At 68.4% G+C, this 26559-nt stretch carries 22 protein-coding genes; 11 read left to right on the top strand and 11 right to left on the bottom strand.

What is annotated here, in order from left to right:
- Positions 1-431: 431 nt before the first annotated feature.
- The 4 genes from ABZV58_RS03180 to ABZV58_RS03165 all read right to left on the bottom strand — a co-directional run bounded on the left by ABZV58_RS03180 (position 432) and on the right by ABZV58_RS03165 (position 2540).
- Complete coding sequence (locus ABZV58_RS03180) at positions 432-1133, bottom strand: hypothetical protein (protein ID WP_354998514.1); 702 nt, start codon at positions 1131-1133, stop codon at positions 432-434.
- The gene (locus tag ABZV58_RS03175; RefSeq protein WP_354999018.1) at positions 1130-1846 is read right to left on the bottom strand and encodes an alpha/beta fold hydrolase; all 717 of its coding nucleotides are present in this window, start codon (positions 1844-1846) and stop codon (positions 1130-1132) included. Before ABZV58_RS03175 ends, ABZV58_RS03180 begins: the two co-directional genes overlap by 4 nt.
- Before the next feature lie 74 nt (positions 1847-1920).
- Positions 1921-2322 carry a hypothetical protein gene (locus ABZV58_RS03170; protein WP_354998513.1) on the bottom strand — a complete coding sequence of 134 codons (402 nt, stop codon included), beginning with the start codon at positions 2320-2322 and terminating at the stop codon, positions 1921-1923.
- Positions 2319-2540, bottom strand: a complete 222-nt coding sequence (locus tag ABZV58_RS03165; protein WP_354998512.1) for a helix-turn-helix domain-containing protein — start codon at positions 2538-2540, stop codon at positions 2319-2321. The genes ABZV58_RS03170 and ABZV58_RS03165 overlap by 4 nt, the downstream gene beginning before the upstream one ends.
- Before the next feature lie 141 nt (positions 2541-2681).
- Between ABZV58_RS03165 and ABZV58_RS03160 the strand changes: the two genes are divergently transcribed.
- Positions 2682-2936, top strand: a complete 255-nt coding sequence (locus ABZV58_RS03160; RefSeq protein ID WP_179830949.1) for a helix-turn-helix transcriptional regulator — start codon at positions 2682-2684, stop codon at positions 2934-2936.
- Positions 2937-3035: 99 nt separating this feature from the next.
- On the opposite strand, the gene ABZV58_RS03155 is transcribed toward ABZV58_RS03160, so the two are convergent.
- Both ABZV58_RS03155 and ABZV58_RS03150 read right to left on the bottom strand, forming a co-directional pair.
- Complete coding sequence (locus tag ABZV58_RS03155; RefSeq protein ID WP_354998511.1) at positions 3036-3278, bottom strand: hypothetical protein; 243 nt, start codon at positions 3276-3278, stop codon at positions 3036-3038.
- 1008 nt (positions 3279-4286) lie between these two features.
- Positions 4287-7190, bottom strand: coding sequence for a VanW family protein (locus tag ABZV58_RS03150; protein ID WP_354998510.1), 2904 nt, complete (start codon positions 7188-7190; stop codon positions 4287-4289).
- Between the two features lie 690 nt (positions 7191-7880).
- Between ABZV58_RS03150 and gnd the strand changes: the two genes are divergently transcribed.
- From gnd to ABZV58_RS03135, 3 genes are all read left to right on the top strand, one after another.
- On the top strand, positions 7881-8909 hold the full coding sequence (gene gnd / locus ABZV58_RS03145; RefSeq protein ID WP_354998509.1) for a phosphogluconate dehydrogenase (NAD(+)-dependent, decarboxylating): 1029 nt from the start codon (positions 7881-7883) through the stop codon (positions 8907-8909).
- Positions 8910-9232: 323 nt separating this feature from the next.
- Positions 9233-9433, top strand: coding sequence for a helix-turn-helix domain-containing protein (locus ABZV58_RS03140; RefSeq protein ID WP_141808232.1), 201 nt, complete (start codon positions 9233-9235; stop codon positions 9431-9433).
- A complete protein-coding gene (locus ABZV58_RS03135; protein ID WP_354998508.1) occupies positions 9430-10632 on the top strand; it encodes a HipA domain-containing protein in 1203 nt (400 codons plus the stop codon). The genes ABZV58_RS03140 and ABZV58_RS03135 overlap by 4 nt, the downstream gene beginning before the upstream one ends.
- A gap of 66 nt (positions 10633-10698) precedes the next feature.
- Here ABZV58_RS03135 and ABZV58_RS03130 read toward each other — a convergent pair whose 3' ends face one another.
- Positions 10699-12021, bottom strand: coding sequence for an acetyl-CoA C-acetyltransferase (locus tag ABZV58_RS03130; protein WP_354998507.1), 1323 nt, complete (start codon positions 12019-12021; stop codon positions 10699-10701).
- A gap of 251 nt (positions 12022-12272) precedes the next feature.
- Here ABZV58_RS03130 and ABZV58_RS03125 point away from each other — a divergent pair, with 251 nt between their 5' ends.
- Entirely contained in the window at positions 12273-13628 is a 1356-nt protein-coding gene (locus ABZV58_RS03125) for a 3-oxoacyl-ACP reductase (RefSeq protein WP_354998506.1), read from the top strand.
- Complete coding sequence (locus tag ABZV58_RS03120; RefSeq protein WP_354998505.1) at positions 13628-14494, top strand: MaoC/PaaZ C-terminal domain-containing protein; 867 nt, start codon at positions 13628-13630, stop codon at positions 14492-14494. The genes ABZV58_RS03125 and ABZV58_RS03120 overlap by 1 nt, the downstream gene beginning before the upstream one ends.
- Before the next feature lie 55 nt (positions 14495-14549).
- Here ABZV58_RS03120 and ABZV58_RS03115 read toward each other — a convergent pair whose 3' ends face one another.
- The 4 genes from ABZV58_RS03115 to ABZV58_RS03100 all read right to left on the bottom strand — a co-directional run bounded on the left by ABZV58_RS03115 (position 14550) and on the right by ABZV58_RS03100 (position 19642).
- A complete protein-coding gene (locus tag ABZV58_RS03115; protein ID WP_354998504.1) occupies positions 14550-15773 on the bottom strand; it encodes a DUF5685 family protein in 1224 nt (407 codons plus the stop codon).
- Between the two features lie 102 nt (positions 15774-15875).
- Positions 15876-16475: a TetR/AcrR family transcriptional regulator gene (locus ABZV58_RS03110; protein ID WP_354998503.1), complete on the bottom strand. Its 600-nt coding sequence runs from the start codon at positions 16473-16475 to the stop codon at positions 15876-15878.
- A gap of 339 nt (positions 16476-16814) precedes the next feature.
- Positions 16815-17978 (bottom strand): glycoside hydrolase family 3 N-terminal domain-containing protein, encoded by a 1164-nt coding sequence (locus ABZV58_RS03105; protein WP_354998502.1) that lies wholly within the window; start codon positions 17976-17978, stop codon positions 16815-16817.
- A gap of 119 nt (positions 17979-18097) precedes the next feature.
- The gene (locus ABZV58_RS03100; protein ID WP_354998501.1) at positions 18098-19642 is read right to left on the bottom strand and encodes an ADP-ribosylglycohydrolase family protein; all 1545 of its coding nucleotides are present in this window, start codon (positions 19640-19642) and stop codon (positions 18098-18100) included.
- A 130-nt stretch (positions 19643-19772) separates the two neighbouring features.
- Between ABZV58_RS03100 and ABZV58_RS03095 the strand changes: the two genes are divergently transcribed.
- The 5 genes from ABZV58_RS03095 (at position 19773) to ABZV58_RS03075 (ending at position 26539) form a co-directional block, all read left to right on the top strand.
- Positions 19773-20258 carry a universal stress protein gene (locus tag ABZV58_RS03095; protein WP_097246494.1) on the top strand — a complete coding sequence of 162 codons (486 nt, stop codon included), beginning with the start codon at positions 19773-19775 and terminating at the stop codon, positions 20256-20258.
- Between the two features lie 62 nt (positions 20259-20320).
- Positions 20321-21412, top strand: a complete 1092-nt coding sequence (locus ABZV58_RS03090; RefSeq protein ID WP_354998500.1) for an isochorismate synthase — start codon at positions 20321-20323, stop codon at positions 21410-21412.
- A gap of 114 nt (positions 21413-21526) precedes the next feature.
- A complete protein-coding gene (locus ABZV58_RS03085; protein WP_084483063.1) occupies positions 21527-21697 on the top strand; it encodes a DUF2613 domain-containing protein in 171 nt (56 codons plus the stop codon).
- Between the two features lie 46 nt (positions 21698-21743).
- On the top strand, positions 21744-25895 hold the full coding sequence (locus ABZV58_RS03080; protein WP_354999017.1) for an alpha-(1->3)-arabinofuranosyltransferase: 4152 nt from the start codon (positions 21744-21746) through the stop codon (positions 25893-25895).
- 137 nt (positions 25896-26032) lie between these two features.
- Positions 26033-26539 carry a DinB family protein gene (locus ABZV58_RS03075; protein WP_354999016.1) on the top strand — a complete coding sequence of 169 codons (507 nt, stop codon included), beginning with the start codon at positions 26033-26035 and terminating at the stop codon, positions 26537-26539.
- The last annotated feature ends 20 nt before the right edge of the window (positions 26540-26559 follow it).

Genomic DNA, 26559 nt, shown 5'->3' with positions numbered 1-26559 from the left:
TCGGACGCACAGGGCCACGAGTAGGGGAAAAGGACTGGGAGAGTGAAGGTTTCCCGGCAGATTCTCGGGATGAAGGCGCAGCTCTGGCGCTGCACCAATCTTCACCTAACGACATCCGAATGTCAACTCCTGAATTCGGAACGCCACGAAATGCCTGGCGGGAGCCAATATTTCGGCTGCAGCGCGACGGGCTATGGAAGCCGGTGAGGGGTGGGAACGTGATGTGGTGTGTACGCAGAACAAAAATTGCCGCCCAACCGGTACGGGGAACCGATTGGACGGCAATGGTTTCAACGACGTCGACGCCGTAGACCCGGTGAGCCAGCTCGCTGGCGGTAACGCGCATTCGCGCAATACGATTTACGCCAGCGTCCAGCCGCAATTCGGCCCGTCAGCGGAAACGAGCACCGCCAGCGGGCGGTTCGCCAAGGCTAGGTAGCGCGGCTCAGCGCGCCAGCGGTCACCTTGCGCCGCAACCTGCTCGGATGGGCAAGGTGTTGGTCGAGAACCTCGCCCACGACGAATGTCTCTGGCCAGTCGGGAGCCCACGGCCCCGGCACGGGGGCGATCTTTCCCGCGTCACGCAGCGTTTGCACCCGGCGGACGGTCAGACTTCGAAACTCGTTTCCGAGTTCCTTCGCCAGAGTGGCGATGCCGGAGGCATTGAGGCGGCGGGTACGTGCCTGGTCGATCATCGAAGGATCCAGGTTCAACTCGACCGCCGGTGGGCAGACGACCGTCGTGGCCGCCCGCACCGCCTCGCCGATTTCCCGCGGCGCGCTCTCGACGCCCGCGGTCATCGCCAGCGCGATCACATTTTTGTCCAGCCACCTCGACAATCCGGCGGTCGTGGTCGAACCCGCGTAATCGAGACTGCGGTGCTCACAGACGAGTCGAACCCAGCCGACGAGCACCGCGTGCAGGTGGTCCGCCGCACGGGCAGCCGCCGGGTTGTACGGCAACGGTTGCTCACTCGCGCGGCGGTGCATTCGGTAGTCGCCACGACTGCCGAGCTTGGCCTGCCGGGTCCGCGCTATCGCGAGATCCTCTGCCAGCTCGGGTATTTCGCGAAGCGACTCGGCGAGCTCGCGGATTTCCACGCGGCTCAGGTACAGGTGATTCGGCTCGTTCACGCGCGCCCCCGCAGCGCACCCCTCGCCACCTCGGCGTTGAGCCGCTCGGCAAGCCGCTTGGCGTGGCCATACCTTATGTAATCGTCGGTATGCCGGCCGTCGATGAGGTAGCCGCGCGCGAAGGCCACAGCGCCGGACCAGCTCCGCCAATACTGCGGTGACCACCAGCGCTGCAGCTGACGCCGCGTCGCTACATCGATCAAGCTCTGGCCCCAGCGCAGCGCCGCCTGCGGAGAGGACAGGCTGAAGTACGCGCTGAGGTCGGCGATCGAGCGAAGCGGATTCCCGGCGGGAAGCGCGGTGATCGGATCTCCGGGAGCAGCTGCCCAATAGGTCGGAACGTCGGGTACATCGCGTTGCCCGGCGATGCCGTAGCCGCCCGGGTCAGCGCCGAGGCACTTACCCGTCGGCCGAAGCGGATCGGCGATGAGGGCGCACGCGATTATCTGTGCGAGTTCGCCGCCGACCGAAGCCGCGACGTCGCCTGCGATGGCGGCTCCCTGGGAGTAGCCTGCCAGCACCACGCGGCGCGGCGATTCCTCGATCGCGGCAATCAGCGCCTTCCGACCTGCCACCAGGCTGTCCACGTATGGCACCGTCCTGCCGTAATCGGCGGGATAGGAGACGATTCGCGGGTTGAAGCGCTTCGGGTCGAGGGATGCGGCGAAGACAGCGCTGATTCCGTCACCGTTCGGGTTCCAGGTGCCCGGCATGATCAGTACGTCGACCGGATCGTAGGTAGAGAGCGAATTCCACAGTGCACGAATGCTTTTAGAGCGTGACATGTTCAGACCTGCGACCTTTCATCGCTCGTCGGTAAGCCGGAGAAGTCGGCGGCGCCGATCGTCGGACCCGATGTCGCCGCGCTGCCGGGTTCGGGCAGGGCGATCAGGGTGGCGGTGTGTACGTCTTCGTCACGCGGATCGTGGATGAGAACCACCGCCACCGCCCGCGTCGGACAAGTCGGCGCGGGGCCGGCGAGGGACGACATCCACGCCCCATCTCCAGACAGCCGTGGAAGCTTCCCGATGAGACCCTCGGGCGCGGACGATGCGGTAACTGATCGATCGCCCGACGCCTCGAATTCAGTTTCCATTTGGGAGTGATTCCGATCACAAAACGTTTGAGAACGGTTGGACACAAAGCTCTTCGCGGGCACTCGAGATCCCGATTTCAGCCAGGCGATCATCGCTGGCCCGTCCGCGGGATCAACTCGGCGGTCCGACAACCGGCGAAAGCGGCGATGCGGGCAAGTTCGCAGAGAGTGAAGGAACCTTGTGCAGCTAACCGCCGCCGCAGCACCGCGGCGGGCATGCCGGTGTGTTTGACCAGGTCATTCAGGGCGACCCCCCGCTTCGCAAGAACGTGTTGCACACGCTCCGCAACCATTTCATCCAAATGATCCATACGGAGCACCATATGGTCCGTTCGGAATAGTCGCAAGCCCGTACGGATCTTGATTTACGCCGCGAACTGTGCCACCGGAACGGCGCGGAGCCATCGGCATGTCGTTTGCCAGGTAGCCATTCGGACCTCAGAATGGTCCATATGGGTGCGAAAGAGACGGCTTCGGGCATCAATCGTGCGGTGGGGAACGAACTGCGCGCGGCGCGAGCACGCCGCGATCTGACCCGTCAGCAACTAGCGGAACTGACTGGACTCGCCGTCAGCACGATTCAGCGCTTCGAGAACGGTGAACGGTCACCGGACATGCAGCAGCTGCACGCACTGTGCCAGGCGCTGGAGATCCCCATGCGCGACTTCGTCACGCTGGCGCTGAAAGACATCGAGCGCCCCGACTAGCCCCCACGTACATCGATTGCGCCCGGACCGAATCTACGGTCCCGGGCAGTCGATCCCCGACCATGAAACGCCGCGGGTATCACGACCCGCGCGCGGTGTTCACGCGCAGCGCGAACCGGTCACGCTTTTCACCGCGGATTCGAGGGCGACTTCCGCGTACTCGACGACAGCCTGAGCCGTATCGACACCCATTGCCCAAGAAGCCAACACTACGTCGCACAATGTCGCGGTGCCGAGCAGCACCCGCTGCGCCGCCTCGTCACCGATCGCCGCGCCGAGTGCCGACGCAGCGCCCACGCCCCGCCCCGCCACCAACTCTGTTACCGAGCCGATCTGCTCCACGACCACAGTTCCCCTTCATCTCAGTGCTCGACCTCGAGCGTGAGCCTGGAACGAAAACTCCACTGTCGTCCCAGAATCACGGTAGTTATATCCCATCGCTGCCTACAAAGCGCACCAAAGTTGCCCTGCTACAGAACGATTCGCGAGTAAGGCACCACAAATAGTTGCTTCCTACCAGTAACTGAAGGTTCGCGGCCGACGCATCACTGGGGGCGGCAACGATGCGCTGCCCACACAACTCTCACCCACATACGCACCCCGCCGAAAGTGGGCATTCGAATGTCGCGACACTCGGCGGGGTCACAGGCGCAACCGCGCATCCCACACCGGGCGCCACTTCGCCGCACGGGCCGTCTCGGGCGCACCGTGACAGCCTTCGCGCGGACCGAAACTCACTGAGCGCCACCGTATTTCGCGTACGCACGCCGCTTACACACCGCCACACGGGGGGCCACGGGCCCGTGCTCGAATCGTGACGGCGATTCCCCACCTGGCACCACTCCCCAGCCTTTCTCGAACAGCATCACCATGAGGATGCACACCTCGGCGCGGCTCCCCGACAAACCGGCGCCTGGTACGGCCGAGTGGCCGGGCCACTCGACCGAGTTCCGCAACCGGAAGCGAGTTCCCATCGAAACCCGGCTCCGCTCGTTGGGTTCGGCATCCATTCCCGATCGGCTCGAAGCGGGAGATTCGACACCGGAATCTCCTGCTCAACCAATACAGACGACCATACTCGAACGTATGTTCGAATATCAATGGCACGGCGGTTCGCGCCGAATTCGCTCGCGAAGGGGATCGCGCCGAACAGTGGGTTCTCGCGCGGTGGATGAGCTGCGGTTACGTGGGTAGCCACACAAGGCAGGCGATCGGATTCGGCGCCAACAGGTACACAAACCCGACTCGAGGGCCTGGTCCGTGCCCCACCGCTCGGTCCGCGTCCTCGAGTTCGAATTCAGTCGATCGGCCGCAGGATTGCCGAGCCGTCGACGACATTCGGATCGGGGCTCACTCGCACTTGACGACTGGAATGGGGTCGTACTTCACCGTGCGGGTCGCACGCGAGACCTCGCGCCCGGTCTTGCGATCCGTGATCACCCGGGTATCGGTGATGGTGAATCCTGGGGCGCCTTCGGACGCGATGCAGTCCTTGCCCTTCGGCAGGGTGATGGTGGTGGGCTCGGTGGGCTTGGTCTTGTCGCCGGTGATGGATTCGACGTCGACCGTCTTGGTGCCCCAGAGGCGGACGGTGATGTCCGTGCCGGTGGCGAAAGTTTCGATGTAGACGCCGCTTTGGGTGTTGTTGCGGAATTTGAGGTCGATGGCGCCGTCGAAGACGGTGGCTTCGCGTGCGGCCGGGTAGCGGGAGATGTAGTAGCTGTGTTCGGTGTGGCCCGCGTCTTCGAGTCCGGCGAAGTAGGCGGCGTTGTAGAGGGTGGTGGCGAACTGGCTGATGCCGCCGCCGACTGCGGTGCTGGGGCGGCCGTGGTCGATGATGCCGGATTCGACGTAGCCCTCCGCGGTGCCGCGCGGGCCGGTGAATTCGTTGAGCGAGAAGGTTTCTCCGGGGCGGACGACCGCGCCGTTGACCTTGTTCGCCACGGTGCGGATGTTGACGCCGGACGGTCCGCTGAAACCGCTGGTGGTGAAGGCGCCCATCTGTTCGACGATGCCGAGACCCTGCGCGGCCTCGGTGGTCAGTTTGGGCTCGATCTTCTCGTAAACGGCGGGCGCGCTGCGCTGTTGGGATGCGGCGAGCAGCGTGGGCAGCTGTTCGAGGGTCTTCGGCCAGTTGATCTTGTCGCCGACCACCGCGGGCACGACGCGCGGGGCTCCGCCGGTCACGGCGAAGGTCGCGTCCTTGGCCTCCACTTCGGATTTCGCGAGTTGCGGCGCGAGGATGGCGGTCGCGGCGTTCAGGTCGTAGTTCGCGGCGAGACCGCCGTGTCCGTCGGGAGCGAAACTCAGAACGGTCGCAATCTGTTCGGGGGTGAGAGTGGCATCGCCGTCCTTCCCGGTGAACACCACGTCGCCGCGCACGGCGGGTTCGGCGATCTCGTGCAGCGCACTCTGGACGGCCTCGGGCCGGACGGTGAGCGGTGCTGGGACGACGGGCAATTCGAGGGTGCCGCCCTCGATCCAGTTGTCGATCAACGCGTTTCGCGCGGCAGGCGTGTCGAGCACACGGCCCGGCACGGGCGGGACGGCGACCGGCTTGCCGTTCTGGAACTGAATGGTGCCCTCGACGGTGGGGCGATCGTGCACGCGCAGCGCGGTGAGCTGACGGTCCAGCGCGGCGTCGTCGACGGTGCTCGCGACCGAGACCTCGCGGGTGCCGAAGAAGGAGACCAGGCGGGCGAAGGGGTTGATCGGCTGGCCGCCGATGCGGTCCCAGGTGCCCTGCCAGTCGACCGCCAAGCCCGCGGCGGAGGGGGTGAGCTCGGCTTGCACGTCGCCGATCTGCAGGGGCAGTTCCTGACCGGCCCGCCCGTCGAGAGTGGTGCGGAGTTTGGCGTCGGCTTCGTCGACGTCCATCCCCCCGATATCGATCCCGGCGACGACCACTCCGCGCGGTACGTCCCCGGAGGAGAGCACGGCGTCCACGGCGTAGCCGAGGCCACCGACGGCGATCACGGCTCCCGCGACGATTCCGGCGCGACGGATGGCGGGGGTCCGCCACCACGACTTGGAATCCGCGGGCTCCGGTCTCGGCCTGGGTCTGCGCGCGTTCTCCCAGCGCTGCCGATTCTCGGTGTCGGCCGGGGGGACGATTGCGGTCGCGTGCTCGGTGTCGGTCGTATGCCCGCCATAAGGCGCGTGCTCGGGCCTACCGATGACAGCAGTCGCGTGATCGTTGGGTATCCCGTGCATGCCATAGGCCGCGCGCTCCGCATCGTCCCTGCGGATAAATGCGGTCGCGTGCTCATTGGGCGTCCCGTGCCCGCCATGAGTTGCGAGTTCAGCGTCTGTCGTGTGCCCGCCATAGGGCGCATGCTCCGCGTCGGCCCTACCGACGACCGCGGTCGCGCGCTCGTTGGCCACCCCTGCCGGGCGCTCCACGTCGTCCCTGCGGATGAAGGCGGTCGCGTGCTCGTTGGGCGCCCCATGCCCGCCATAAGGCGCATGCTCAGGCCTACCGATGACAGCGGTCGCGTGCTCGTTGGGGGTCCCGTGCGCGCCATAGGCCGCGCGCTCCGCGTCGTCTCTGCGGATGAAGGCGGTCGCGTGCTGGTTGGGTACCCCGCGCCCGCCATGAGCCGCGAGTTCAGCGTCTGACGTGTGCCCGCCATAGGGCGCATGCTCCGCGTCGGCCCTACCGACGACCGCGGTCGCGCGCTCATTGGCCGCGCCCTGCCCGCCAGCCGCGCGCTCCAGGTCGTCCCTGCGGATGTTGGCGGTCGCGTGCTCGTTGGCCGCGCCCTGCCCGCCAGCCGCGCGCTGCACGTCGTCCCTGCGGATGTAGGCGGTCGCGTGCTCGGTGGCCACCCCCTGCCCGCCAGCCGCGCGCTCCACATCGTCCCTGCGGATGAAGGCGGTCGCGTGCTCGGCGTTCGCGGCGCCTTCGCCATGCGGCGCATGCCCGGCGTGGGCCGCATGCTCGCCATGGGGCCGCTGTGCGGCGTTGGTCGGCCAAGCCGCGTTGCCCGCCGGTTCAGCATTGGCCGACCACGCCGCATTATCCGCCTGCCCAGCGTCAGCCGACCACGCCGGATTGTCCACCTGCCCAGCGTCAGCCGACCACGCCGCACCGCCCGCCGGTCCGGCGTTGTCCGACCACGCGGCATTGCCCACGGGTGTGGCATTACCCGCGGGCGCGGCATCGGCGCCCAACGCGCCACCGCTCGCCTGCGCGGGGTTGTTCTCCTCCCAAGCGCCTGCCCACACGGCATTGCCCGCCTGCTCGGCCTTCATCGACTGAGCCGTACTGCCCGGCCCGGCATCATTCGCCCAGGGGCCCTCTTGAGCCTGACTCGCGCTCATCGCCGGGGGCGGACCGCTCTCCTCCCAAGCGCCGCCCCAAGTACCACTGCTCGCCCGCGGCGGGTTGTTCACCGCTTCAGCATCGCGCCCGGCATGCATCGCCTGCGCGGGATAACCATCCCTCTCGGCCTGCTGCGGGGGTACCTGGAGCGGTGCGGTGGGCACGGAATCCGCAACCCACCGCTGCGGCTGCCCGGGCTGGGTGACCGGAAGTTGTGTGGTCTTCGCCTCATCTAGCGGTTCGCGGTTCGATTGGAGGAGATGACGGAGTCCGACCTCGCCGTCTTGGTTTCGGCCGCGGCCGCGGTGTCCGGTGCTCGACTCGCTGGTCACGAACCGTCCTCCCCGATAGAGGTGCTTTTCTGGGCCGCGCACTGTGCGGGCCGCTCTCCACGATAGTTGTCCGCGCCGAGTGCCCTGGTTCAGCTCGGACGCGCAGCAAACCTCGTGCAATGAACCGCCCCGAACACGGAAGAGCCCCGCGCAGTTGCCGGGTCGGGGGTCTGGCAACTGCGCGGAGCCGATCTGTTTATCGGAGCAGCGCACCCCGCGTTACACACTTCCCGTGGACAATCGAGAACGTCCCGCCAGACAGCTCGCAGACACGAGGGAGACGACGGTATGCAGCTGGGAATGATCGGCCTCGGGCGGATGGGCGCGAACATCGTCCGTCGCGTCGTCGGAGACGGACACACCGCGGTCGGCTACGAACGCAAACTCCGCAACATCGAGGAGCTGCGCGCCGATCTGGGCGAAAATTTCCGAGGCAGCACCGACCTGCCGGAATTCGTGGCGATGCTGGAGAAACCCCGGGTGGTGTGGGTGATGATCCCGGCGGGCGCGACGGGCGCGGTGATCGACCAGGTCGCCGAGCTGCTCGAACCCGGCGACATCGTCATCGACGGCGGCAACAGCCGCTACCACGAGGACATCAAGAGGGCCGAGAAACTCACTCCCAAGGGCATCCACTACCTGGACATCGGCACCTCCGGCGGCGTCTTCGGCCTGACCCGCGGCTTCTGCCTGATGATCGGCGGCGAGGCCGAGCAGGTGAAGTACCTGGATCCGCTGCTGAGATCCATCGCACCCGGTCTCGACGCCGCACCACGCACCCCCGGCCGCACCGGGGACCCGACCACCGCCGAGCTGGGCTACTTGCACTGCGGTCCGGCCGGGGCGGGCCACTTCGTGAAGATGGTGCACAACGGCATCGAGTACGGCGCGATGGCCGCGTACGCCGAGGGCCTCAACATCCTGCACAAAGCCGATTACGGCGCCGCGCACAAAGGCGAGTTCTCGGCGGAGGAGACGCCGCTGGAACACCCCGAGTACTACCAGTACGACATCGATGTGCCGGAAGTCACAGAGGTGTGGCGGCGGGGGTCGGTGGTCGCTTCGTGGTTGCTGGATCTGACCGCGGGCGCGCTGTACGCGGACCCGAACCTCGACGAGTTCAGCGGTCGAGTCTCGGACTCCGGCGAAGGACGGTGGACCGTGGATGCCGCGATCGACGTCGGCGTGCCCGCACCGGTGCTCTCTGCCGCCCTCTTCGCCCGCTTCTCCTCGCGCGGCGAGTCGCTGTACGCCGACAAACTGCTTTCCGCCATGCGCCAAGCGTTCGGCGGCCATTACGAACTACCCCCGAAGTGAATTTGGGTGGCTGCGCGCTGCCTTCGACGAGTCGGTCGAATCCGCCGTCCAACCGTTCGATCGTCGGCGCGCCTTCGGACTCTTGGCCATGATGATGCGGAAGCCAGTCCGCAAGTAGGCGACATCGCCGCTTCGCATAGCCGGCACGCACAGACCCCGCCAGAACCGTTTCGGCAGAATATTGCCGTTTCCGCGTTCACTGATCATTGAGCAAGCCCCTACAAAGGCGTTTCGGCAGAATATTGCCGATTCATGCATCGCCTGGGCGTACACTCGGCATCACAACCTGATTTCGGCAGCATCCTGCCGATCGAGAGGACGCCATGTCGGAAGCCACAACCATCGGCCACGCGATCCGAACCGCGAGACGTCGACATCGGCTGACCCAAGAGCAACTTGCCGAGCTCGCGGGCACTTCGACCCGTACTGTGCGCGAAATCGAGCACGGCAGCGGAGGCACCGGCATCGCGACCGTCGCCGCCGTCGCGAATGCGGTCGGCCTCACCCTGGGCGTGACCGAGTGACCAAACCAGCCGACTTCCGCCGAGTCACCAAGGCCGACGTCTACAAGGCGGGCCGCCTAGCCGCCACGCTGGTCCGCACCGCGGATGGCGGAACCGAATTCACTTATCGGAGCGAGTATCTCGCGTCCGCTGACGAGCCGATCGCCACGACGCTGCCGATGCGATCGGCTCCGGTGCTCAACGCGAGCGGCGCGATACCGCCGTTCTTCGCGGGCCTTCTCCCCGAGGGCCATCGCCTGACCGTGCTCCGGCGAGCCGCCAAGACCAGCGCGGATGACGAGCTGACGTTGTTGCTGGCCGTCGGCGGCGACGTGCCCGGTGACGTGCAGATCGTTCCCGAAGGTCAAGCGCCGATGGACCCTCCCGCCCTCCTGGAGGACGGCGAGCCCGACGACGTCGAATTCGCTCGGCTGGTCGATGACGTCGATCCACATGCGATTCCGGGCGTACAGCGGAAGGCGAGCGCCTCGATGATCAGTTTGCCGTTCTCGTCCCACGACGGTCGATTCATCCTCAAACTGTCGCAGCCGGAGTATCCGCACCTCCTCGAGAACGAGGCCGCGCACCTGCAAGCGGCTCGGACGATGAAACTTCCCGTGGCCGAGGCAAGTCTCGTCGCCGATCGGACCGGCGAACCTGGGCTACTGGTGCGGCGTTTCGATCGGTTCCTCGACAATAGGTCTTGGGAAAGGCTGGCGTTCGAGGACGGGTCACAGGTGCTGGGAATTCCACCGGCGGCGAAATATCAGGCCGATACCGAGACGGTGGTCAGCGCCCTCGCCGCGCTCACGAGCGCGCCCCTCGTGGCGATCAGGAACCTGTATATGCAGTTCCTTTTCGCGTGGCTGACCGGAAACGGAGATCTGCATGCAAAGAACGTCGGCGTGCTGAAGGACCGGCGGGGACGGTGGGCAATTGCGCCGATCTACGACATTCCGTGCACGCTGCTGTACGACGACGACTCGATGGCTTTGCCGATCAACGGGCGAACGCGGAAACTGCGCGCTCGCGATTGGGCCGCGTTCGCGACCGAGATCGGGCTGCCGGAGCGGGCCGCCGCCTCGGCTGCCCAGGTTGTGCTGCGGGCGGCAGCGGGCATCGAATATGCGAGGCTTCCCTTCGAAGGTTCACCGTTGCACCGGACCGAGCGGGAGCTGCGTTCACGTCGCGTCGAAATCGAGATACCTTTGCGGGCATAGTTTTTCGCATTCGCGAACACAAAAGCGGCACCCGGGAGGTCCCTGGTGCCGCCTTCGGCGTTTGCGTCAGCGCTCGAGGATGGCGACGACGCCCTGTCCGCCCGCGGCGCAGATGGAGATCAGCGCGCGGCCGGAGCCCTTCTCCGCGAGCATCTTCGCGGTGGAGGCGACGATGCGGCCGCCGGTCGCGGCGAACGGGTGGCCCGCGGCGAGCGAGGAGCCGTTGACGTTGAGCTTGCTGCGGTCGATCGAGCCGAGCGCGCCGTCGAGGCCGAGGCGCTCCTTGCAGTACTGGTCGGACTCCCACGCCTGCAGGGTCGCGAGCACCACGGAGGCGAAGGCCTCGTGGATTTCGTAGTAGTCGAAGTCCTGCAGGGTCAGGCCGTTGCGGGCCAGCATGCGCGGCACCGCGTAGGTGGGCGCCATCAGCAGGCCGTCGGGGCCGTGGATGTAGTCGACCGCGGCGACCTCGGAGTCGACCAGGTGGGCGAGCACCGGCAGGTTGCGCTCGGCGGCCCACTCGTCGCTGGAGAGCAGCACCGCGGACGCGCCGTCGGTGAGCGGGGTGGAGTTGCCCGCGGTCATGGTGGCGTCGCCCAGCTTGTTGCCGAAGACCGGCTTCAGGGTGGCGAGCTTCTCGATCGAGGAGTTCGGACGCAGGTTGTCGTCGCGGGTCAGGCCGAGGAACGGGGTGACCAGGTCGTCGAAGAAGCCGCGGTCGTAGGCGGCGGCCATGTTCTTGTGCGACAGGTAGGCCAGTTCGTCTTGGGCCTCGCGCGCGATGCCGAATTCCTTGGCGGTGATGGCGGCGTGCTCGCCCATGGACAGGCCGGTGCGCGGCTCGGCGTTGCGCGGGATCTCGATGCCGAGCATGCCCGGGCGCAGCTGGCCGACCAGCTTGAGGCGGTCCTTGTTGGTCTTGGCGCGGTTGGCGTCGAGCATCCACTCGCGCATGCCTTCGCTGACGCCGATCGGCGCGTCGGAGGTGGTGTCGGTGCCGCCGCCGACGCCCGCGTCGATGCGACCCGCCGCGATCGCGTCACCGACGGTGACGATCGCCTGCAGGCCGGTGCCACATGCGAGCTGCAGGTCGTGCGCCGGGGTGTAGGGCGAAAGCTTGCTACCCAGAACGCTTTCGCGGATCATGCCGTGCTCGCCGACCCGCTTGAGGACCGCGCCGCCGACGACCATGCCGAGCCGCTCGCCCTGCAGGTTGAACCGGCTCACCAGACCGTCCAGCGCGGCGGTGAACATGTCCTGGTTGGACGCGTGGGCGTAGGCCTTGTCGGAGCGAGCGAACGGAATCCGGTTGCCGCCCACGATCGCGACCGGACGCGTGGTCTTCGCGGTCTTGGCCGTGCTCTTGGTTGAACGGGCTTTGTTTGTCACTCGAGTCTCCAAGGTCTCGTGGGATGGTCCGGCGCCCGGGAGCGGTGTTTCGCGCAGATCGGTGCCCCGTGCGTTGGTTTACTTTAAACTTACTCTGGAGTAAGTTTGTTGTCGACACCGTACCCCGCAAATGTGCGCTGACACGCCCACCGCGCGGTGCCTGCCACGCAGTCCAGGCCCACGCGGAAACGTGCGGAACACCAGGGGCGAACCAGACATCCGCGAAATTCGAGACAGAAAAGGTAGGAACAGTGGCAGCCAAGAGCAAGGGTGCACCCAACCTCTACGGATCGTTCGTCCACTCCGCCCCCGGCCAGTTCCTGGCGAGCAAGCTCGGTCTGCCGCAGCCGGCGAACCTGCGCCGCTACGCCAAGGGCGAGCCGCCGCTGGCGGGTCCCGTGCTCGTCGGCGGTAAGGGTCGCGTCGCCGAGCCCGTGCGCGCACTGCTTTCCGACTACACGTTCGCCGATGGGGCCGATCAGGGCGCCAAGTACGGCGCGCTCGTCTTCGACGCGACCGGCATCGGCTCGATCGAGGACCTGTCCCAGCTGTTCGAGTTCTTCCAGCCCGCGATGCGCAGCATCACCCCGTCGGGCCGCGTCGTGGTCATCGGCACCACGCCGGAGCTGGCGGGCACCGTCGACGAGCAGATCGCCCAGCGCGCGCTCGAGGGCTTCACCCGCTCGGTCGCCAAGGAGCTGCTGCGCGGCGCCACCGCCCAGCTGGTGTACCTGCACCCCGAGGCTTCGGCCGCCGCGACCGGCCTGGAGTCCACGCTGCGCTTCCTGCTCTCGGCGAAGTCGGCGTTCGTCGACGGCCAGGTGATCCGGGTCGGCAAGGACGACGCCACCGCCCCGGCCAGCTGGGACCGCCCGCTCGAAGGCAAGGTCGCCGTGGTCACCGGCGCCGCGCGCGGCATCGGCGCGACCATCGCCGAGGTGTTCGCCCGTGACGGCGCGAAGGTGATCGTCGCCGACATCCCCGCGGCGGGCGAGGCGCTCTCGGAGACCGCGAACAAGGTCGGCGGCACCGCCCTCGCGCTGGACGTCACCGCGCCCGACGCCGCGGACAAGCTCGCCGAGTTCGCCACCGAGCGCTTCGGCGGCATCGACATCATCGTGCACAACGCGGGCATCACCCGCGACAAGCTGCTCGCGAACATGGACGAGGGCCGCTGGAACTCGGTCATCAACGTGAATCTGGCTGCCCCGCACCGCATCACCGAGGGCCTGGTGGCCAAGGGCGTGCTGAAGGAGGGCGGCCGCGTGATCGACGTGTCCTCCATCGCGGGTATCGCGGGCAACCGCGGCCAGACCAACTACGGCGCCTCCAAGGCGGGCGTCATCGGCATGGTGAACGCCGAGGCTCCGAAGCTGGCGGAGAAGGGCATCACCATCAACGCGGTGGCGCCCGGCTTCATCGAGACCGCGATGACCGCCGCCATCCCGCTCGGCACCCGCGAAGCCGGTCGCCTGATGAGTTCGCTGCTGCAGGGCGGTCAGACCGTCGACGTGGCCGAGACCATCGCGTTCTTCGCGAGCCCCGCTTCGAACGCGGTGAACGGCAACGTGGTTCGGGTCTGCGGCCAGAGCCTGATCGGAGCATGATGACCGAGACCATCTCGCTCACCGAAACGCCCAAGAACAGCAGCCTTTTCGTGAAGGCGGCGCTGGGGGCCGTTCCGGTTCCGCTGCTTTCGGCGCGCAAGTCCACGCTGCCGGACCGGGTCATCCGGCTCGACGGCGTGAAGGTGGATCCGGATCACCTGGCCGCCTACTGCCGGGCCACCGGCCTGCGCTTCGGCGACGCGCTGCCGCTGACGTACCCGTTCATCCTGAGCTTCCCGCTGGCCATGCAGCTGGTGGTGGCGCGCGACTTCCCGTTCGTCGCGGTGGGCGCGGTGCACGCGCAGAACGTGATCGAGCGGACGCGCGAGATCTCGGTGAGCGAGCCGCTGGACTTCCGCACGCACATCGAGAACCTGCGGGAGCACCCGAAGGGTCTGCTGGTGGATGCGATTACCGAGGTCAGCGTGGGTCGCGAGCAGGTGTGGCGGCAGGTCACCACCTTCCTGCACCAGCAGCGCACCTCGCTGTCGGGTCAGCCCAAGGGTGAGCCGAAGCCGGAAGAGGTACCGCCGCCGCCGCTGCGCGCGCTGCGGGTGGATCAGAAGATGATCACCCGGTACGCCAACGCGTCCGGTGACCACAACCCGATCCACACTTCGGCTCTGGGCGCCAAGGCTTTCGGCTTCCCGAAGGCGATCGCGCACGGGATGTGGTCGGCGGCCAACGTCCTCGGCAACATCGAGGGCCGCATTCCCGAGAAGGCGACCTACACGGTGAAGTTCGGCAAGCCGATCCTGTTGCCCGCGACGGTGAACGTGTACGCGGATCAGGTCGAGGGCGGCTGGGATCTGGCGCTGCTGCACCCGAAGAAGGGTTTTCCGCATCTGACGGCGACGCTGCGCTGAGCTCGCGACGAGGGCGCCCCCGAATCTCGCTGGTTCGGGGGCGTTTTCGCGTTCGTCAGCAGTCGCAGCAGCCTCCGCAACTGCAGCAGTCACCGCAGCCGGAGCAGCAGTCACCGCAGTCGCAACAGGAACCGCAGTCACAGCTCTTCCACCACGCGTCCTTGCGTTCGCCGGTGCACGGACTCGTGTGGTCGGCGCAGCAGGCGTAACCGGTGCAGTAGACGCCGAAGACGATGGCGAGGGCTTGGCCGAGGTCGGGGCGGCGGGTCGGGGGGCGGCGGTCGGTGCGGTGGGCGCGGGGATGACCATCGCGAGTTGCGTTGCAGGCGTGAGCGGTTACCGCACCGACACCCTTGCCGAGCCGACGCACCAGGGCGTGCAGCGGATCGAGCAGCATCCAGCGGACCGTGGGGACGTCGGCCAGGCGGGCGGCGGCGAGCGCCCCACGTAGCTCGGCGTCGGACTCGCGCACCAGCTCGTACGACTCGGCGAGAGTGGTGCCGGTCGCGGCGAGCGGGTTGAAGCGACCGTGCGCGATGTCGTCGTCGTAATCCGCGATGGCGTCGGAGAGATGGGCGATGCGGCCGAAATGCTCTCCCACGGTGCGGAGGTGGTCAGCGTTGTCCGGACGATTCGCGAGAATCGCTGCGTGGGCGAAGAATTCGGCGGCGCACAGGGCGGTCGGGGCGGTGAGTTCATCGAGCGTGACGCGCGGCTCGTCGGAGGCAGCGTCGGGACCGCGCATGATCGGCGACTGGTCCGAAGCATTCGGCCCCGCACCGACCGCCGCCGGGCGAAGGGCGGCAGCGCGGCTTTCCACGAGCTGCTGTGAACCAATCGCTGCCACAAGCGGTTCCACGTCGAAATCGATCAATGCCGCCTGCCTGCGAGCGCTGTCCGCCCAACGCGTCGACATCCTCACCATGGGCCGTCCGGCAAGCCGGGAAGCGTCACCGTCCGCGACGTGATCCCGCAGTTTGGCCGAGCCGAGCAGCAGCGACGCGGTCGACGCGAGCAGGACGCCCGGCGAATCGGCGGCGGCGACCTCGGCACGCCGCATGCCGCGCAGCGGGCAGCGCCCGGCGGTGGTGCGCGTCGACGAAGCGGGCAGCTGCGCTTCGGTCAATACGCTGAGCAAGATCGCGTCGGTGTTGGTCGCGGTGCGCGCGAGCTGGCCGTGCCCGTCGCGCAGGCCGAGACACAGCCCGCACATGTGCGCCCGCCACTCGGCCGCGTCGATTCCATACTTTTCGGCGCCGTGCGAACACGGCCTGAGCATCCCGAACACTGTTCCCCGTTTGTCCCCGGGCCGCGACGGCCCTCCCTCTGTTACCTCGAGAGAGAGTGGCAGAGCGGTGCGCGGCTGGCAAACGGTATGCGGCTACTCCGGCTTCTTGCGACCGGCCAGACCGCGCCAGGCCAGATCGTCGAGCAGGTCCACTGCCTCGGCGACCTCGATGCGCCCGCTGGCGACCCGGTCGGCGATGGCCTCGCCCGCGCCGATCACCGCGACCGCGACGACGTCGAAATTGGTGCCGGGTTCGGCGTGTTTGGCGCTGGACTCGAGCAGCTTGGCGGTGAGCTCGATGACCCGCTCGCGCGCGTTGTCGATCTCGGAGGCGAAGGCTTGCTGTCCGATCGCCTGGCGGTAGAGCACCTGCCAGGACTTGCGGTTGCGGTCGACGAACCCGAGGAAGCCCTCCAGCGCGGTACGGACCTGCTCGTGCGGGGTGAGCAGCGGGTTGCCCGCGGGTGCGACGGCCTCGATGAAGCGCATGCCCTCGCGCTGGATGCACGCGCGGAACAGTTCGTCCTTGGAGCCGTAATAGAGGTACAACATCGGTTTGGAGATCTTCGCCTCGGCGGCGATCGCGTCCATCGACGTATCGTGGAAACCTTTGCGCGCGAACACCTCGACAGCGGCGTCGAGCATCTGCTGCTCACGAACCGCCCGAGGAAGTCGCTTCGTTCCGCCCGCCATCCACTCTCCTACCGCATGGTGAATCTCTTATATTACTCCAAGGTAAGTTCCGCCGGACGAATTTGCTCACCAGTCGCCGCGGTCAGCTGTGCGGTGGAACGGGTCAGCGCCTCCCCCCGCCTGCACGGCGAGCCGCCGGGGCGAATGCCGTCCGGCGGGGCCGTGGGCCGGGCCGGTCGACATCGCCGATGGCGGGACCGTCGGCGGAAACTCAGCGATACTACGGGGCGCGGGGCGGAGCTTGCCTGTACGTCATACGAAGGTGCGCTCCGGGGTGCTGTGTCGCCTGGTGAAGGCTGGCGCCCTGGGTGCCCGTCGGCGGCCGTGTGGGCGTCGGTCTCAGCAGGGTGGTAGCGACCCCTTGTACGCGGCCATCCGCAGCACCGAGCGGTCTACCTGCGCGGCGGGCAGGCGACCGCTCGCCATCGCCTGCTCGAGCTGGTCGAGCACGGTCGGGACGGCGTCGGTGGTGATCCACAGGGCGTTGTCGGCGCCCGCGACCAGCGCGGCTTCGACCGCGTCTTCGATGGTCATCCGGGCGGTGATGGCCGCCATGCCGCCGAGGTCGTCGGTGAAGATCGGTCCGTCGAACGGGGCCGCGCCATAGCCGGTGCCCTCGCGCAGCAGCGACATGACCTGCGGGCTGATGCTGGCGGGCACGTTCGGGTCCGTCAGGCCGGGGACGTCGAGGTGGCCGACCATCACGGCCGCGCCCGAACCGATCAAGTTGCGGAACGGCACCAGGTCGACCGTCTGGAGCTGATCCAGCGGCGGTGTGCGCACCGCGCCGGTGTGCGAGTCGCCCGATCCGGAGCCGTGTCCGGGGAAGTGCTTCATGACGGTGCCGACCCCGACCTCACGCATCGCGCGGATGTAGGCGTCGGCGTAGCGGGTGACCACCTCGGGGTCGTCGGAGAAGGAGCGGTCGCCGATGACGGTGTCGTCGGGCTGGCTGCTCACGTCCACGTCGGGGGCGAAGTTGACCGTGATGCCGAGTTCCTTCAGGTCCCGGCCCCGGGTCACGGTCGCGTCGTAGAACTGCTCGGGTGTCATCGTCTGCGCGGTGACGCGGGCCGACGGCACCGCGCCGATGATGTCGCGGACCCGCGAGACGCGGCCGCCCTCCTCATCGATGGTCACCATCAGCGGTGTGATCGCGGCCGCCTTCACCTCGTCCAGCGCGGGCCCCGAGATCAGCGACCGGTCGGTCCAGCCACCGATGAAGATGCCACCTACCTGCTCGGTGCGCACCACGTTCGCGGCGTCGGCGCCCCCGGTCACGCCGACGGTGAGCAGCTGCGCGAGCTTCTGCCTCGGGGTGAATTTCGCGAGGTACTCGGCGCCGCAGTCGCGCTGGACCGGACTGGGCGGGGCGGCCGGGGCGGCGAGCGTCGTTTCCGGGGTTTCGGCGCGCGACGTGGCGGGAGCCGGGGCTTCACCGTTGGAGCAGGCGGTGGCGACCGCGGCGCAGAGTGCGAGCAGAACGAGAGGCGTCTTCCGCATAGGTCAACGGTAGTGCGAGGAGCAAGTGGGGGTCTTTTGCGGGGTACCGATTGCGCACTTCGGGGCGCCTTCGGCAGCCAACGGTTGCGGTGTCCAGGGGGCTGCAGAAGCCTCCCTCGTCACACCAGGGCACACGTACGCCGGGCGAGGTCCGAAATGCGCACACCGTCGTAACCCATGACCGCACTGTGCAACACGTCGTGTAGCGGCTCGATCCAGTACCCGGGAATTCCCTTCGCACCCGCCAGAATTCCGGCCACCGACCCGGCAGTAGCGCCATTGGAATCGGTATCGGCCCCGCTCTGCACCGTCAAAGCGATCGTTCGCGTGAAATCGCCCTTCCCCCAAAGCAACCCGGCGGCGACCCGACATGCGTTGGGTATGGCATGAACCCAGTTGTATCCGCCATGCCTGGCGTCGATGTCGTCCACAGCCTGCTCCCAGGAGAGACCGCGCTCGTAGTCGGCGCGGACCTCCCCCAGAGCGATCGCCAAGCGGGAACGAGGTGGCAGAACATTCTGGGCGGCGATGAGAGCCGCCGTCACGGCGGAGGAAGCGCCCGGCACAGACACGCGCGCACGCACGTCCGACACATCGCCAGAGCCCTCCGCGAAGTACGGAGCGTCGACTGGTGACTGGACAGCCGCGTCGCCGCCGCCCGGCCGTTCGCCAGCGAGCCGAGGCACACAACCGCCGACGGCCGCAGCAGCCGCGTTGCCAGAGGGGATTCCGGCCCCCTCCGCAGTGCAGGCCGCGGCGACCAGAGCGGCCGCCCACATAGCCGCGAAAATCCCGTTCCCCGTGTGGGATACGGCCGCCTCGCGCGCAGCGAGAGCGGCGGCACGCTCCGGATCGCCCGGGCTGACGTACCCGAAGATGTCGGCGCGAATCATGGCGCCGATCCACTCGCGGTACGGGTTGCGGACTTCGGCTGTCCGCGGCGGGCGCAGGCCGTCGACGAGATTGCGGTAGGCGACGCGTTCGGCGGTGTAGGTCTGGAGGAAGGGAAGGCGTTCCAACCACAGTTTCGCGACGTCGTCGGCGGTGAAGTTCAGGCCGCGGGATTCGAGGAGATGGAGTCCGAGCACGGTGTAGTCGATGTCGTCGTCACGCGGAGCGCCATCGATCCGGCCGCGCGCCGACACCGGCCAGGTCGGGTTGAGCGGGAACCGGGGCGAGGGTGGGAGCAAGGCGGGGACGTAGTCGGTCAGCGGATACGCGCCCGCCCGTTCCAGATAGGAACGGATGTGTTCGCGCGTCCACACGAACCCGTTCTCCAGCGGTTTCCCCAGCGCGCAGCCAACGCACCGACCCAGCCAGCCGCCGTAGACGCGGTCGAGGAGTTCGTCGGGTGCGAAGGAACGCCCCGATCCAGCAGCAGCCGAGGCAGAACCATGGGGCACGCGATCATCCGACGGCGCGATTCCGGACTCCCCCTCGTCATATCCCCACTCCGGATCCCGCCCCGCCGACTCGATCTCCCCCAACAATCCCCAACACCCGTCGGCATCGACCGTCTCAGCCCCCGCCAACGCCCGAACCGCCGACTCGAACCCCGCGACCGGATACCCGGATTCGAGACGCTCGCGCCACTCGAAATACAGCAGCGCGCGCGGGTCCGCCTCGTGTCTGCCGTAGAACACCGCTTCGATCGTCCGGTCCATCGCGCTCCCGGTTTCCGCTGCTCAACCGTGCTCCCAAGGCCGATTATCCCTGCGCGCCGCAGCCGCCGGGGGCTGTGGCGCGGGGGTAATGTCGGTTCCATAGCCAGGAGACTCCGACCAGGAGGTCACCGTGCCCTGCGATCTGATGCTCATCGCCTACGACGGCTCCGAGAACGCCAAGCGCGCCATCGAATACGCCGGCCGGTTTCTCTCCGCGAACAGAGCCGTGGTGCTCACGGCCTGGGAACCCATGGTGCGCCAAGCCGCTCGGCTGTCAGGATTGTCGGGCGTGATGCAACCCGAGTGGGTGCCCGACGAGGAGATCGAGGACATCGCCTACGTCGACGCGCGCAACATCAACACCGAGGGCGTGCGCCTGGCCAAGCTCGCGGGCCTGAACGCCGAGGCGCGCACCGCGGAATGCACCACGACCATCTGGAACGCCATCGTCGAATGCGCCGACGACTTGGACGTGGACATCATCGTCGCGGGCACCCGCGGCGCCACGGGCATTCGCGCCCTGTTGCACAGCAGCGTCGCCGACGCGGTGCTGAAACACTGCCACCGTCCGGTGCTGATGGTTCCGCCCGGCAAGGAACCGCAGCGCGAATTCTGACCCGTGATCTCGGTCGCTCCTCCGCGCCCGCGGCCCTCGCGCGCCGCTATGGTCGAAGGGTCATGAACGGATTCCTGCTCGCCCAACCCGGTGGCGTGATGCGCGCGACCGGGATCCGGACGGCCTTCGACGACGCGAACCGGGCGCGCAAAGCGTTGCGGGACGGCGCGGCGGAGATCGTCGTCGGGGCACTGCCGTTCGATCCGAACCGACCTGCCGCGCTCGCCGCGCCGGAACGGGCCGAGCACACCGCGGGCCCGTGGCGTCCCGCGGCGCTGCCCCAGCTGCCCGCGGTGCGGGTCGTCACCGAAATACCAAGTCCCGCTGAACATATCGCGCGGGTGACGAAATTCGTCGAGCAGCTGAACGATCCGGACCAGCCGCTGCGCAAGGTGGTCGCGGCCCGTTCGGTGCTCGCCGAGGCGGACCACGCGCTCGATCCGGAACTCGCCGCCGCGCAGCTGCTCACCAGGCACCCGAACGCCAACGTCTACGCGGTCGATCTCTCCCCTGCCGGACGCACCGGCGCGACACTGCTCGGCGCGACGCCGGAGGTTCTCGTCGCCCGGCACGGCGCGACCGTGACGCTGCGTCCGCTGGCGGGCACCCTGCCGCGCCGCGCCGATCCGGACGCGGACGCCGCGCAGGCCGCCAACCTGCTGACCAGCACGAAGAACCGCGACGAGCACGCGTTCGTCATCGAATGGATCCGCCAGGTGCTGACGCCCGTCTGCGCCGAACTGACCATCCCGGACGGACCGCAGCTGGTCAGCACGCACGACGTGTGGCATCTGGCCACGCCGATCACCGGCACCTTGCGCGATCCGTCGACCACCGCGCTCGATCTGGCGCTGCTGCTGCATCCCACGCCCGCGGTCTGCGGCACGCCCACCGTGTTGGCCCTCGACACCATCAACCGCGTCGAGGAGGATCGCGGCTTCTACGGCGGCGCGGTCGGCTGGTGCGACGCGCACGGAGACGGCGAATGGGTGGTGGCGATCCGCTGCGCGGAACTGTCGGCGGACGGCCGAGCGCTGCGCGCCTACGCGGGCGGCGGCATCGTCGCGGCCTCCGAACCGCGGTCCGAGCTGGACGAAACCACCGCCAAACTGCGCACCTTCCTGGGCGGCCTCGGGTGCGCGGTGCCGGAGTAATCCGGGTTACTTCGATATTGTGAGACGCCGGATTGTCACCTTGCTCACCCTGATCCCGGATCATGCGGTAGGTTGACCCGGAACTTGCCTGTTCCGATGTATTGGAGAGCCGCGATGAAGTTTGCTGTTCCTGGTGTTGCGAGTGCGGTCGCCGGTGCCGTGCTCGGCGCGATCGCGGTGTTCGTCATCACCGCGGCGGTGCAGCAGAACACGCGCCCCGACATCGACCGCAGCGGCGACGCGGACTCCTCGTTGCTGAACAACGTTGAGTACGGCAGCCGCTGAGCCGCTGACCTCCGCTTCACCCGCCGACTCGCTCGGCTCCTCCGGTGTGGCCTCGGATCCGTCCGAGGCCGCGCCGCTCGGTAGACGATGGTTCGCCGCGACGGTGGTCGTGGCGTTCCTGCTCACCTTCTTGCAGGCGCCCGGACTCACGGTCGCCGACACGAAGTACGACCTGGCGCAGAATCCGCTGGGTTTCCTCGACCGCGCCGCGCACCTGTGGAGCAGCCAGGCCCCGATGGGCCAGGTGCAGAACCAGGCCTACGGGTACTTCTTCCCGCACGGCGCGTTCTTCTCGGCCGGAGATCTGCTCGGCTTGCCCGCCTGGGTGACGCAGCGGATCTGGTGGGCGCTGCTGCTGCTCGCCGGGTTCTGGGGCATCGTCCGGCTCTGCGAGGCGCTCGGTCTCGGCAGCCGCGGGTCCCGGATCATCGCGGCGGTCGCGTACACGCTGTCCCCGCGCGTGCTCACCACGCTCGGCTCGATCTCCTCGGAGACCCTGCCGATGGTGCTCGCGCCATGGGTGCTGCTGGCCCCCGCCGCGCTCGGCACCGCGTATCGGCGACACAAGCGGGGCGGCGCCGCCTCGCCCGCGGGCAGTGCGCTGGCGCTCGCGTTGATGGGCGCGGTGAACGCCGTGGCCACGGTCGCCGCGTTCCTGCCCGCGCTGCTCTGGTGGGCTTCGTACAAGCCGAACAAGCGCTGGTGGCGTTTCACGGCGGCCTGGATTCCGCTGCTCGTGCTCGCCACGTTCTGGTGGGCGGTGCCGCTGCTGCTGCTCGGCCGCGTGAGTCCGCCGTTCCTGGACTACATCGAATCCTCCGGCGTGACCACGCAGTGGGCGTCGCTGGCGGAGGTGCTGCGCGGCACCGACAGCTGGACCCCGTTCGTCTCGCCGGAACGCATCGCTGGCGCGGTCCTGGTGACCCAACCCGCCGCGGTGCTGGCCACCGGTCTGCTCGCCGCCGCGGGCATGGCGGGGCTGGCCATGCGGTCGATGCCGTATCGCGGGCGGCTGGTGTTGATCCTGCTCGTCGGACTGGTCGGGATCTGCGCGGGATACGTGGGCGAGCTCAGCGGTCCGTTCGCGGACTCGGTGCGGGTCTTCCTGGATTCGACCGGCGCGCCGCTGCGCAACGTGCACAAACTCGAGCCGTTGATCCGCATTCCGCTGGTGCTCGGTCTCGCGCATCTGCTCGCGCGGGTGCCGCTGCCCGCCTCGGCGCCGCTTCCGGTGTGGCGCGGCGCGTTCGCCCATCCGGAACGCGATCGGATGGTCGCCGTCGCCGGACTGATCCTCACCGCGCTCGCGCTCTCCACCTCGCTGGCCTGGACCGGCAAGCTGGCCCCGCGCGGCGCCTACGACGAGGTGCCCGCCTACTGGCAGCAGACCGCGGACTGGCTGGCCGAGAACGCCGCCGACACCCGCGCGCTGATCGTGCCGGGCGCGCCCTTCGGCAGCCAGGTCTGGGGGTTGACTCGCGACGAGCCGCTGCAAGCGCTGGCCAGCACGCCGTGGGCGGTGCGCGACGCCGTGCCGCTGAACCCGCCGGGCACCATCCGCGCGATGGACTCGGTGCAGCGGCTGATCGCGGACGGCCGCCCGTCGGCCGGGTTGGCGACGACGCTCGCCGATCAAGGCATCGGAATTCTGGTGCTGCGCAACGATCTCGATCCCGAGACTTCGCGCTCGACCAGGCCGCTGCTCGCGCACCGGGCGATCGAGGGGTCGCCCGGGCTGACGAAGGTGGCCGAGTTCGGGTCGCCGATCGAGACGAACGTCATCGCCGACGGTTTGGTCGCCGACAACGATCTGCGACCGGCGTATCGGGCGATCGAGATCTACCGGGTCGAGCCGCGTCCGCCCGCGGGCAGTGACGTCGAGATCCGTTCGGGCACCGGGGCTCCCGAGTCGTTCCCCGGCGCGTACACGGTTCCGCTCGGTGACGTCCCGATGGTGCAGGGCGGGCCGGAAGTGCTCGAGCGACTCGACCGCGACGGCGCCGCGCCGGGCCCGACGCTGCTCACCTCCGACGCCGCCCGCGCAGGTCTGCCGATCGGACCGGTGACGGTCACCGATACGCCGATGGACCGGGAGGCCGACTTCGGGAAAGTCGACAACCACAACTCGGCGCTGCGCGCGCCCGACGACGCCCGGCGTACCCACAACCTGGTGCCGGACTATTCGGTGCCCGGCGCGGAGCTGGTGCGCGGGGAATGGTCCGGCGCGACCGTGACCGCGTCCAGTTCGGCCGCCGACGCCACCCAGCTCGGCGGCGCGGCGCCCGGGAGTTCGACCGCGGCGGTCGTCGACGGCGATCCCTCCACGGCGTGGATCAGCAATGGCACGGAACGCGCTGTGGGCCAATGGCTTCGGCTCGATCTGGACAAACCGATCAGCTCCGGGCTGCTGCGGTTGACCACCAGTTCGGCGGCGATCGGCGACCCGGTGAAATGGGTCGAGGTGCGCACCGCCGACGGCAGCGTCTCGGCGCGGATCACCGAACCCGGTGCGCAGGTGTCCATTTCGTTGCCCGCCGGGCGCTCCGACTGGCTGACCATCACCGCCATCCGCACCGAAGGCGGTTCCGGCGGTGGCCAATTCGGTATCAGCGAGTTGACCCTCGACGACTACAGCATCCGCGACGCCCCGGTCCGCGTGGACATCCGGCACAGCACCGTGCTGCCGCCCACCCCTGCGGACGCGCAGGTGACGGCTTGGGACCTCGGCCAGGAATTCCCCGGTCGCGGCGCTTGTTTCGACGCGCCGGACCGAGTTCGGTGCAGCAAGGGACTGGCGCTGGCGCCGGAGGAGCCCGGTCTCTTCGAACGCACCCTCGACTCGCCCGCGCCGATGACGGTCGTCCCCGAACTCACCGTGCGCACCCGCCAGGGGCCCGCGTTGGAGGCGCTGCTCACCGACCGCAGCAGGCCGGTGGCGCGCGGCAAGGCCGACGTCGGCGACCTGCGCGGCTCCGCGTTCGCCGCGACCGACGGCGATCCACGCACCAGCTGGACCGCGCCGGAAGACTCGGTGCGCGACATCACCGGCCCCAAGCCGACTCTCACCATCGAACTGCCCGAACCCGCGCTGGTCACCGGCCTCGACATCACCCGGTCGCTCGGCGGGTTGCCCGCCGCGCCCACCTCGGTGTCGGTGAACCTCGGCAACGGCCCGCAGGTCCGCGAGCTCGACGACTCCGGCGAACCGGCGCGAATCTCGTTGCATCCCACGGTCACCGACCGGATCGAACTCAGCGTGCAGAGCTGGAAGCCGGTGCTGGACAAGACCGCCCTCGGCTTCGCGCTCACCCAGCCACCCGGCATTGCCGAAGTAACGGTGCTCGGGCCGGACTATCCCGCGCCCGCCGGGCTGGATCGCGAGGTGACCGTGCCCTGCGAGGATGGGCCGACGATCGCCATGGGCGGACGCACGATGCGCACATCCGTCACGGCGACGGTCGGCGAGTTGCGTTCCGGCGCACCGGTTGCCGCACGGGCGTGCTCCGACGAAGTCCTTCCGGCGCCGGAAGGTCGCGCGGAAGTTGTCGTGGCGCCTACGGAATTGTTCTCCGTCGACCGACTGCGCCTGAACCGCACCGACTTCCAGCCCGTCGCCCCGGCCACGGATCTTCGGCTGCTGGTGTTGCCGTTGAGCACGAACGCCGGCTGGGAGGCGCACACCGCCGACGGTCGTTCGCTCGAGCCGATCGTGGTGGACGGGTGGCAGCAGGGGTGGTTGTTGCCCGCGGACGCCGCGGGGCCGATCACCATCTCGTTCCCGGTGGACCGGTGGTACCGGCTGGGGATTTTCGGCGGGTTGCTGTTGCTGGTGCCGTTGATGTTGCTCGCGGTGCCGCGTGGGCGTCGCGCAGATACGGCTACCCCGCCTCGCCCCTGGCGTAGCCGTGTCGTTGGCGCACTCGGCCTCATCGGAGCGGCAACGATCATCGCGGGCCCCGTCGGCGCCGCGCTGGTGGCAGCGGGTTTGGGCGCAGCCTACTTCGCCGCGCCCCACACTGGCCGCTTCCTCGCCGCGACAGCGGGACTCGGCACCGCCGTCTCGGCCGCCGTACTGTCCACCGGCCCATGGCGGGCGCCCGACGGCTACATGGGCCACTCCCTGTGGGTCCAGCTCCCGGCTCTCGTCGCAGTGATCGCGGTCGGCCTCGCCGCGCTGCCTCCCCGCCGAACCAGCTGAGCAGACCCCGCACCGGCGAGACGGTGCAATCGGCGGGAGAGAAAGGTGGCTGACGACCTCCCGACGAGTCCCGCGGTCCTCCATCACCGCATGTTCCTCGGCCATGCGGTGGGAGGTTGCTAACGTCCACAGCCGTGATGGACTGTGCCGAATGCGGTTTCGTGTACGACCTCGCGCTTTCGAACGAGACCTCCAGGCTCGCACGGGCTTATGCCGCGGAGTACCGCGAGCTGCTCGCCCTCGATCCCGAACGCCTGCGCCGCCGGGTCAGCGCCGAAGTGTGGTCGCCACTCGAATACGCGTGCCATGTAAGGGATGTCCTGCTGGCCCAGCGCGAGCGGGTACTCGCGGCGCGGCGGGTGTCTCTGCCGACTACGGTGCCGATGGGGCGCGACGAGCGCGTGGAACACGAGGGATACAACGATCAACATCCTGAAGACGTGGCAAGGCAACTCGCCGACGCGGCAATGCTTTTCGGCAATGTGCTCGATCGACTCGGACCCGCCGATTGGAATCGCGAAATTCTGTATGCGTATCCCGAACGATCGATCCGCACGCTGCGCTGGTTGGCGGTGCACACCCTCCACGAACTCCGCCACCACCTGCTCGACATGCGCCGCCAGCTCGAAGTCGCGGGCCGGTGATACCAAGCCCCCGGCCGGGA

Origin of the sequence: Nocardia sp. NPDC004654, from assembly GCF_040609595.1 — a bacterium.
GTDB lineage: Bacteria > Actinomycetota > Actinomycetes > Mycobacteriales > Mycobacteriaceae > Nocardia.
The sequence above is the reverse complement of the archived record's forward strand: the minus strand, read 5'-3'. Positions and strand labels throughout refer to the sequence as shown.